The following is an 11,436-nucleotide window of genomic DNA, read 5'->3' on the forward strand; positions in this document are numbered from 1 at the left end:
CGACGATTCGGTGCTGCTGCGGCTGGAAGGCCATGGCCGCGAGGAAGACGCCGTGCCGGGCGCCGAACTGTCCAGTACCGTCGGTTGGTTCACGAGCGTGTTCCCGGTTCGATTGCGCGCCCGGGTGAGCGAGTGGGATCAGCTCTGCGCGGGCGGCCCGACCGCGGGTGCGGTGGTGAAAGCGGTGAAGGAGCAGCTGCGCGCGGTTCCGGACAAGGGCATCGGATTCGGATTGCTGCGCTACCTCGATCCGGCGAGCGCCGCAGTGCTGCGGCAGTATTCGACCGGGCAGATCGGGTTCAACTATCTGGGCCGGTTGGCAGCCGGGGATCTGTTGCCGGACCGTCGGCACGGTGCGGGTTGGACGCCGGCGCAGGACAGCGCCGCAGCCGCGGCGGCTCCGCATCCGGCGACGCCCGCGCTCGCGGCGCTCGATGTCACCACCGTGGTCGTCGACGCCCCCGAAGGCCCTGTCCTGCAAGCGGTGTTCGCGGCTCCCACCGGGGTGCTGCGGCGGCAGGAGACCGCGGAGCTGGCCGAGCTGTGGCGGCGCGCGGCCGTCGGTCTGGCGCGGTGTGCCACCGGACCGGACGCGGGCGGGCTGACGCCGTCCGACCTGCCGCTGGTGGCGCTGGACCAAACCGAGATCGAAGTCCTGGAGGCGCAGTACCCGCACCTGGTGGATGTGTGGCCGACGACGTCGATGCAGTCGGGGCTGCTTTTCCATCGGGCGCTGGCCGATGGGGGGTTCGACGCCTATCACATGCAGGTGGTGTTCGAACTGGCCGGGCAGGTGGATCCGGCCAGGATGCGGGCGGCCGGTCGCGCGCTGCTGGATCGTCATCCGAACCTGCGGGCGGGATACGTCGAAGGCGTGCGCCGCGAGCCGGTGCAGGTCATCATCGATGCGGTCGAGTTGCCCTGGCGCGCCGTCGATCTGCGGGAGCTCGACGACAGTGCGCGCGCTGCCACCTTGCAGCGACTGCTGATCGCGGACCGGAACGCGCATTTCGACATGGCGCGGCCACCGTTGCTGCGATTGACGCTCGTGCAGTTGACCGACGAGCGCGCCGAGTTGTTGTTCAGCACCCACCACGTGCTGCTGGACGGCTGGTCGCTGCCGTTGCTGATCCGGGACCTGTTGCACCTCTACGGGAGCGACGGTGCAGCCGATGCATTGCCGCAAGCACCGGACTATCGGCGCTTCCTGACCTGGCTGGCGCAGCGTGACGGGCACGCGGGCGTGCAGGCCTGGGCCGACGAGCTGGCCGGGCTCGCGGCACCGACCCTGCTCGCCGGGCCGGGCGGCGACGTGGGCGCGGCCGAGGTCGAGCAGGTCGCGGTGCCGCTGGACGCGGCGACGGCGGCCGCGCTGCCGCGGCGCGCGAAGGAACTGGCCGTCACCGTGAACACCGTCGTGCAGACCGCGTGGGGCGTCCTGCTCGCCAAGACCACCGGACGCGACGATGTGGTCACGGGTGCCACGGTGTCGGGGCGCCCGCCGGAGATCCCGGACGTGGACTCGATGGTCGGCCTTTTCATCAACACCGTTCCGGTGCGGGTGCGGTTCGGTCCGCGCGACAGCCTCGCGGACCTGCTGGCCGACGTGCAGGCGCGCCAGGTCGCGCTGCTGGACCAGCAGCACGTCGGTTTGGCCGATATCCACCGCGCCGTGGGCCTGAATGTCTTGTTCGACAGCCTGATCGGGTTCGAGTCCTATCCGGTCGACTACACCGGTATCGGCGCGGCGGCCGACAGCAGCGGCCTGGCCATCATCGGGTTGCGCGCCGACGCGCCGACCCACTATCCGCTGACCCTCGTCGCGGGCGCGGCCCCGGCACTGCAACTGCGCCTGGAATACCGCACGGACCTGTTCCGCCGGCCTGCCGTCGAGGCGATGGCCCGACAGCTGGCGCGCATAGTGCGGCAGGTGATGTCGGATGCGAGTGTGCCCGTAGCCTCGATCGATCTGCTCGGTGCCGACGAACGTGAGCTGGTGCTGCGCCACTGGAACGACACCACGCTCGAGGTGTCCGGCAGCACCCTGCCGGAGCTGTTCGAGGCGCAGGTCGCGCGCACACCGGACGCTGTCGCGGTGAGCTGCGGCGAGGTGGAGGTGTCCTACCGGGAGCTGGCCGCGCGGGCCACTCGCTTGGCCGCGCTGCTGGTCGCACAGGGTGTCGGCCCCGATGATGTCGTGGCGGTGGCGCTCCCGCGCTCTGTGGACCTGATCGTCACACTGCTGGGCGTCTTGCGGGCAGGCGGCGGCTACCTGCCCATCGATCCGGCGTATCCGTCGGAACGCTCCGCGTTCGTCCTGGCCGACGCGGATCCGGTTGTCCTGGTGACGGATTCGGTAACCGGAGCAGACCTGCCCGAGACCTCGACGCCACGGCTGCAACTCGACGCTCCCGCGACGACCACGCGCGGGACGGGACGAACCGGTTCGGCTCGGGCGGTGACGCCGCAGCATCTCGCGTACGTGATCTATACGTCGGGCTCGACCGGTGTGCCGAAAGGCGTTGCCGTCACCCATGGCAACGTGGCGCACCTGGTCGCCCAGGCCTGGTTCGCGGGGCCGGGGGAGCGGGTCCTGGTGCACTCGTCGATCGCGTTCGACGCGTCCACCTACGAGATCTGGCCCGCGCTGTGCGGGGGAGCGACGTTGGTGCTCGCCACCGGGGAGCGGTCGGACCCGGCGGAGATCACGCAGGTGGTGCAGGACCGGTCGGTGACCAAGATGTTCGCCACGCCGCCCCTGCTGTCCGCCTTGGCCGACTACGCGAAGTCGTTGCCCGGCAAGCCGTTGCGCAGCCTGATCCAGGTGAACACCGGCGCCGACACGGTGAGCTCGGCGCTGGTGCACAGCCTGCGCGCCGGTTGCGCGGGCCTGCGCGTCGACAACCTCTATGGTCCCACCGAGGCGACCGTGGACGTGACCTCGTTCGTCGTGCCCGGCCGGATCGAGGGCGCGGCGGTGCCGATCGGCGCGCCGGTCGCCAATACCCGGGTATACGTGCTCGATCCGTGGTTGACGCCGGTTCCGATCAATACCGCGGGCGAGTTGTACGTGTCCGGTGCCCAACTGGCCCGCGGCTATCGGGGCCGAGCGGGGTTGACCGCGCAACGGTTCGTGGCGGATCCGTTCGGCCCGGCGGGCGGACGGTTGTATCGCACCGGTGATCTGGTGCGCTGGAACGAGGCCGGGCAGCTGGAGTTCGCGGGCCGGGTCGACGATCAGGTCAAGATCCGGGGTTTCCGCGTCGAGCCGGGCGAGGTGGAAACCGTTCTCGCGCAACACCCGTTCGTCGCCCAGGCGGTCGTCCAGGCCCGGGCCGTCGATCGCGGCGGCAAGCAGCTGATCGGATACGTGGTCGCGGACCGAATCGATACGAGCGCAGGTGAACTCGACGGAGGTGAGGTCCGTCGGTTCGCCGCTGAGCGGCTGCCGGACTACATGGTGCCGGCGGCGGTGCTGGTGCTCGAGTCGATGCCGCTGACCGCGAGCGGGAAGGTGGATCGCCGGGCGCTGCCGGAGCCGGAGCTGAGTTCCTCGGCGGCGTACCGGGCGCCGCGTACCAGTCAGGAACAGCTGCTGGCCGAGGTGTTCGCCGAGGTGCTCGGACTCGACCGGGTCGGGGTCGACGACAACTTCTTCGAGCTGGGCGGCGACAGTATCCGGTCGATTCAAGTCGTCTCACGGGCACGGGAACTGGGCGTGGAGATCAGCCCGCGCGAGGTGTTCGAACATCGGACGGCCGCGGCGCTGGCCACGGTGGCGCGCACGCGTGACGTGGCCGCCCCTGTGCTGGCGGAGTTGCCCGGTGGCGGTATGGGGTGGATGCCGCTGCTGCCGGTGGCGCGCTTCGTCCGCGAATTGGGCGCCGGGTTCGACAGTTTCACGCAGTCGCTGTTGCTCGAGCTGCCGGTGGGGATCGACCGGGCGGGCTTGGTCGCGACCTTGACCGCGGTGCTGGATCGCCACGATGTGTTGCGGGCGCGGCTGGTCGACGACGAGCGCGGTGCGGGACTCGAGGTCGCGCCACCGGGCACCGTCGACGTGGACGGCGTGCTGCACCGCGTCGAAACGGCGGCCTTCGCGGCGCATCCGGCGGACCGAGCCGAAGTGATCGTCGCGCAGGTGGCGGCGGCCGTCGGCCGGATGGCGCCCGCGGCGGGCGTGATGGTGCAATTCGTCTGGTTCGACCACGGTCCGGACCGTCCCGGTCTGCTCTCCTTCGTCGCGCACCACCTGGTGGTCGACGGGGTGTCGTGGCGAATCCTGCTGCCCGACTTGGCCACCGCGTGGCAGGAAGTGACCGCCGGCGGCGCGTCGGTACTGCCCGGCGTCGGCACCTCGATGCGGCGGTGGGCGCACGGTCTCGCCGCGGCGGCGACCCGGCCGGAGCACGTGGCCGAACTGTCCTGGTGGCGTTCGGTACTCGACGGTCCCGACCCGGCACTGGGCAGCCGAGCGCTGGACCCGCTGATCGATGTGATGTCCACCGTCGAGCACGTCGAGGTGCGAATGCCGGTGCAGGTCACCGAGACCCTGTTGACCGCGTTGCCCGCGGTGTTCCACGGGGGCGTGGAGGACGGATTGCTCGCGGCGTTGGCCGCGGCGGTGACCCGCTGGCGGGCCCGCCGGGGCGCCGACGCGGACTCGGTGCTGATCCGGCTGGAAGGGCATGGGCGCCAAGAAGACACCGTCGCGGGTGCCGATCTGTCGCGTACCGTCGGCTGGTTCACGAGCATGTTCCCGGTGCGGTTGCGCGTCGACGCCGACGCATGGGACCAGCTCTGCGCCGGGGGGCCGGCGGCGGGCGCGTTGTTCAAGTCCGTGAAGGAACAGCTGCGCGCGGTTCCGGGCAAAGGGCTCGGGTACGGCATGCTGCGCTACCTCAATCCCGAGACCGCGGCTGTGCTGCAAGCCTTCTCGGCCGGTCAGCTCGGCTTCAACTATCTCGGGCGGTTCACCTCGGCCGATCTGCTGCCCGCGCGCTTGCGCGGCGCGGGCTGGACGCCCGCGGTCGACGGCGAGCAACTGATCACGCCACTGGACCCGGCGATGTCCGAGCGTCCGGCGATCGCCGTGCTGGACGTGAACGCGATGGTGATCGACACGGCCGCGGGTCCGGTGCTGCAAGCGGTGTTCGCCGCGCCCGCAGGCGTACTGCCGGAGCACGAGATCCGGGAACTGTCGCAATTGTGGCGGGACGCGGCCACCGGCCTGGCCCGGCACGCGGATTTCGGCGCCGGCGGACTGACGCCGTCGGATCTGCCGCTGGTGACGTTGGCGCAGCACGAGATCGAAGCTTTGGAGGCGAGATATCCGCGCCTGGTCGACGTCTGGCCGTTGACCTCGATGCAGTCGGGGCTGCTGTTCCATCAGGTGCTGGCGGGCGCGGGCTTCGACGCCTATCACATGCAGGTCGTCTTCGGTCTGGCCGGAGCGGTCGACCCGGAACGGATGCGAGCCGCCGGACAGGGTCTGCTCGATCGCTACCCGAACCTGCGGGTGGGCTTCGTGCCGGACGGGCACGGCGATTCCGTGCAGGCGGTCCTCGACGGTGTCGAATTGCCCTGGCGGGTAGTGGATCTGCGTAACGCCGCGGCGTCCGCGCGGGGTGCGGCGCTGGACCGATTGCTGGACGAGGACCGGCGCACCCACTTCGACGTGACGCAGCCGCCGCTGCTGCGGTTGACGCTGGTCCCGGTGGCCGACGACCGTTGCGAGCTGATCCTGACCGCCCATCACGTGCTGCTGGACGGCTGGTCGCTGCCGCTGCTGCTGCGAGACCTGTTGCACCTCTACGGTTGCGGCGGCGACCAGGCAGCGCTGCCGCAGCCGCCCGCATACAAAGAGTTCCTGAAGTGGTGGCACCGCAGGGACTCCCGCGCCGCCCGGCAAGCCTGGGCGGAGGAACTCGACGGGGTCACCGAACCAACCCTGCTCGCAGGCAACGACGTTGGTGCGGCCGATGGGGTGGCGCAGGTCGCCATACCGCTGTCCGCGGCGACGGCGGCCGGGTTGCACCGGCGCGCCACCGAACTCGGCGTCACTCTGAACACTGTCGTGCAGGCGGGGTGGGGGATGTTGCTCGCCGCGACGACCGGACGCCGCGATGTGCTCACCGGTGCGACCGTCTCCGGTCGGCCTCCCGCGATTCCCGGCGTGGACGCGATGGTCGGCCTGTTCATCAACACCGTCGCGGTGCGGGTACGGTTCGGCGCGCGCGATACGATCGCCGACCTGCTGACGGGCCTGCAGGCCCGTCAGGTCGCCCTGCTCGACCATCACCACCTCGGGCTAATCGAGATCCATCAGGTGACCGGTCTCAACGTCTTGTTCGACACGCTGATCGGCTTCGAGTCCTATCCGGTCGACCAGAGCGGCATCGGCGCGGCGGCGGGCACGAGCGGTATCACCATCGCGGACCTGCACCCGTATTCGCCCTCGCACTATCCGCTGACGTTCATCGTCAACGGCGGCCCGGTGCTCGACCTGCATCTCGAATACCGGACCGATGCCTTCGGCCGATCCGAGGTCGAGGCGCTGGCCGCGCGGTTGGTGCGGATCTTCGAACAGATCGTGCGCGAGCCGGCGGCGCCGGTGGTGGCCATCGATCTGCTGGGCGCCGAGGAACGGGAATCGGTGCTGCACCGCTGGAACAGTGCGGTCGCGGCGGTACCGCAGCGCACGATCGGGGAGCAGTTCCGGGCCTGGGTCGCCGCGACCCCGGACGCGGTCGCGGTCGTCTGCGCGGATACCGAGCTGAGCTATCGAGATCTCGATCTGCGGTCGGAACGCCTTGCCCGCGTCCTGGTTTCGACGGGAGTGTGTCCCGATTCCGTCGTGGCGGTGGCGTTGCCACGCTCGGCCGAACTGCTCGTCGCGCTGCTGGCGGTGCTGAAAGCCGGTGGCGGATACCTGCCGATCGATCCGGCGTACCCCTCGGATCGGCTGGCGTTCATCCTCGCCGATGCCGGGCCGACGGTGCTCGTCACCGATCACGCGACCGCGGCGGCCCTGCCGCACAGCGAGGCTCCCCGCCTCTACCTCGACACGCTGGACACCGCGCAGCATCTCGACGGCAGCGTCCTGTCCGCCACGGTGCGGCCGGACAATCTGGCCTATGTGATCTACACGTCCGGCTCGACCGGCGTGCCCAAAGGCGTTGCCATCACCCATCGCAACGTGGTGTCCTTCGCCGCCCAACCCGTGTGGCAGGGCGGCGCGCACGAGGCCGTCCTGTTGCATTCCTCGGTCGCCTTCGACGCGTCGACGTACGAGATCTGGGTGCCGCTGCTCGGCGGCGGCCGGGTTGTTGTCGCGCCGCCGGAGCGCACCGATATCGCGGCGCTGGGCCGGGTGATGCTGGCGCACCGCGTGACCGCGGCCTTCATCACCACGCGGTTGTTCGAGCTGTTCATCGACCACTGCCCCGAGGCGCTCGGTGCGCTCCGGCAGGTGTGGGCGGGCGGCGAAGAACTGCCGCCGCGGGTGCTCGCCCAGGCCCTGCGCGTATGTCCCGAGACTCGGGTCGTGAACGTATACGGGCCGACCGAGACGACGACCTTCGCGACCTGTCGCGGCTTCGAGAGCGCGGGCGGCGGCGTGGACGCCGCGGTGCCGATCGGTGCCGCACTGGCCAATATGCGTGCCTTCGTGCTCGATCCGTGGTTGCGACCGGTGCCGATCGGAGTGACCGGAGAGCTGTATGTGGCAGGCGATCAACTCGGCCGCGGCTATCACGGCAGGCCCGGCGCGACCGCCGCACACTTCGTCGCGGATCCGTTCGATCCGGCGGGCGGGCGGCTGTACCGCACCGGGGACGTGGTGCGCTGGAACAGCACCGGAGAACTGGAGTACGTCGGCCGGGTCGACGATCAGGTGAAGGTCCGTGGCTTCCGGGTCGAGCCGGGCGAGGTGGCAACCGCGCTGGCGCAGCATCCTTCGGTGTCGCGCGCCGTGGTTATCGCGCGGGACACCGGAATCGGGGGCAAGCAGCTGATCGGGTACGCGGTCGCCGCCGACCCGGCGGATCGGCTCGACGGCGCGCAGCTGCGCGAATTCGTGGCGGGCCGCCTGCCCGAATACATGGTGCCCGCGGCGGTGCTGGTGCTCGACCGGGTGCCGTTGACCGCCAACGGCAAACTCGACCGAGCCGCCCTGCCGGTCCCGGAACTGTTGTCCGCCATGCCGTATCGGGCTCCGGGCGCCGAGCGCGAACGCGTGCTGTGCGAGCTGTTCGGCGAAGTGCTCGGGTGCGACCGGATCGGCCTGGACGACAACTTCTTCGAGCTGGGCGGTCACTCGTTGCTCGCCACCCGCCTGATCAGCCGGATCCGGGTGGAACTCGGGGTGGAGGTGCCGATCCGGGCGGTCTTCGACGCGCCGACCGTGGCGCGACTGGCGGACCGGCTCGACCCGGCGGCCCGCGTCCGGCCCGCGTTGACGGCAGGCCCTCGACCGGACGTGGTGCCGCTGTCGTTCGCGCAGCGGCGGCTGTGGTTCATCCATCGCCTGGAAGGCCCGTCCGCTACCTACAACATTCCCCTGGCCGTCCGAGTGCGCGGCGTGGACGTCGCCGCGCTCACCGCCGCGATCGGTGACGTCGTGGCCAGGCACGAGACGCTGCGCACGGTCTTCGTCGAGACCGACGGGGTGCCCGGTCAGCGGGTGCTGGCCGCGGACGAGGTCGAGGTGCCGGTGCAGCTGACGGACGTGCCCCCGGACGAGGTGGACGCGGCGGTGACCGCGGCCGTGCGATTCGGGTTCGACCTGTCGGCGCAGATCCCGATCCGGGTCACCGTATTGCATGCGGGGGCGGGCGAATACGTGCTCGTGCTGCTGATCCATCACATCGCCGGTGACGGCTGGTCGATGACGCCGCTGCTGCGTGACCTGGCCACCGCCTACATGGCCAGGGTGGACGGCCGGGTGCCCGGCTGGGAGCCGCTCCCGGTGCAGTACGTGGATTACACGCTGTGGCAGAAGGACCTGCTCGGTGCCCCGACCGATCCGGACAGCGCGCTGGCGCGGCAGTTCGACTACTGGCGAGCCGAACTCGACGGTCTGCCCGAACAATTGCGATTGCCCACCGACCGTCCGCGGCCCCGGGTCGCGAGCTATCGCGGCGATTTGGTCGTCTTCGAGATCGACGCCGAGATCCGGTCGGGTGTGCAGCGGCTGGCCGCGCGCGAGGGCGCGACGGTGTCCATGGTGTTGCAGTCGGCCCTGGCCGTGCTGCTGTTCGAACTCGGTGCGGGCGAGGATATTCCGATCGGCGCGCCGATCGCGGGCCGCACCGACGCGGCCCTGACCGACCTGATCGGATTCTTCGTCAACACCTGGGTGTTGCGCGCACGGGTCGCGCCGGCGGCCTCGTTCACCGAACTCGTCGGCGCCATCCGGGCGAAAGCGCTTGCCGCGTACGAGAATCAGGACGCGCCGTTCGAACTGCTGGTGGAAATGCTCAACCCGGTGCGCTCGGCGGCGCAGCATCCGCTGTTCCAGGTGTCGCTGGCGTTCCAGAACAACGCCCTGCCCACGCTGGCGTTCGCCGGAGTCGAGTTCGAGCCGTACAACGCGTTCACGGCGACAGCGCGATTCGACCTGTTCTTCAACATCGCCGACACACCGTCCGGGCAGCCGTGGGGCGCGTTCATCGAGTACGCCACCGATCTGTTCGACCACGCCACGGTCGAGGCCATCGCGGCGCGATTCGTCCGGGTCCTGCGGCAGGTGGTGGCGAACCCGGGTGCGCCGGTCGGCTCGATCGACGTCCTCGGCGACGAGGAGCGCGCCCTGGTCGTGCACGCGTGGAACGACACCGCGGTCGCACTCGAGCCGGATCTGACCCTGGCCGAACTGTTCCGACGCCGGGTCGAGGCGACGCCGGACGCGGTCGCTGTCATCACCGCGGGCACCGAGCTTTCGTACCGCGAACTCGATGTTCGCGCGAATCATCTCGCGCGCGTGCTGTCTTCGCACGGTGTAGGCCCCGACAGTGTCGTCGCGGTGGCCCTGCCGCGCTCTACGGACCTGATCGTCGCACTGCTGGCGGTGGTGCAGGCCGGGGGCGGCTATCTGCCGATCGATCCGGGCTACCCCGCGGATCGGCTGGCTTTCATTTTCGCCGACGCGGCTCCGGTGGTCGTGCTGACCGACTCGGCCACCGCCGCGGTGCTGCCGCAGACGACGACGCCGCGGGTGGAACTCGATACGGTCACCGCAGCCGGGGCAGATCACACGGACCGGATCGCCGCACCGCGGCCGCAGAATCTGGCGTATGTCATCTATACCTCCGGTTCGACCGGTGTGCCGAAAGGCGTAGGCATCACGCATCGGAACGTGGTGAACCTGGTGGCGCAGGCGTGGTCGACGGGCCTCGCCGATCGGGTGCTGGTGCATTCCTCGATCGCGTTCGACGCGTCGACGTACGAGATCTGGCCCGCGCTGTGCGGGGGCGCGGCACTCGTGGTGGCGAGCGCACAGCGCTCGGATCCGGCCGAGATCACGCGACTGGTCCAGACGTGCGCGGTGACGAAGATGTTCGCGACGCCACCGTTGCTGTCGGCGTTGGCCGAATACGCGGAGTCGGTGCCTGGCAAGCCCTTCCAGAGCCTGCGGCAGGTGAACACCGGCGCCGACAGTCTTTCCGCCGGACTGGTCGAGGCGTTACGGAGCGACTGCGGCATCTCCCGTATCGACAACCTCTACGGTCCGACCGAGGCGACCGTGGATGTGACGTCCTACGTCGTGCCCGGCGCGATATCCGGCGTGACGGTGCCGATCGGTGCCCCGGTCGCCAATACCCGCGTATACGTGCTGGATTCGTGGTTGTCGCCGGTGCCGGTGGGGGTGGCCGGTGAGTTGTACGTCGCCGGTGCGCAATTGGCCCGCGGCTATCTCGGGCGCTCGGATCTGACCGCGGCGCGGTTCGTGGCCGACCCGTTCGATCCGGCCGGTGGGCGGCTCTATCGCACGGGGGACGTGGTGCGGTGGACCGCCGCCGGGGTACTGGAGTTCGCCGGCCGCGCCGACGATCAAGTCAAGATCCGCGGCTTCCGCGTCGAGCCGGGGGAGGTGGAAGCCGTACTCGCGCAACATCCCTCGGTGGCGCAGGCGGCGGTGCTGGCCCGCGAGACCGGCCTCGGCGGCAAACAGCTGGTGGGCTACGTGGTCGCGGACAAGGCCGGGCCGGTGGTCGGTGAGGACGAACTGGTCGGGCAGTGGCGCCGGGTCTACGACGATCTGTACTCCGGGGTGACCGGCGGCGCGGAAACGGTGGTATCCGGCGACGAACCCGCCCGCGCGGACGAACTGGCCTCGGACTTCGGTGGTTGGAACAGCAGTTACACCGGTGCGCCGATTCCGTTGGCGCAGATGCGGGAGTGGCGGGCGGCGACGGTGGATCGGATTCGGGATCT

General features: G+C 70.2%; 1 protein-coding gene. It reads left to right on the forward strand.

Annotated elements, in window-relative coordinates; translation table 11 throughout:
* On the forward strand, positions 1-11,436 hold an 11,436-nt coding region (locus tag NBRGI_RS11805), incomplete at both ends, for a non-ribosomal peptide synthetase (RefSeq protein ID WP_148310783.1).

The sequence above is a fragment of the Nocardia brasiliensis IFM 10847 genome (genome assembly GCF_000710915.1).
GTDB lineage: Bacteria > Actinomycetota > Actinomycetes > Mycobacteriales > Mycobacteriaceae > Nocardia > Nocardia brasiliensis_A.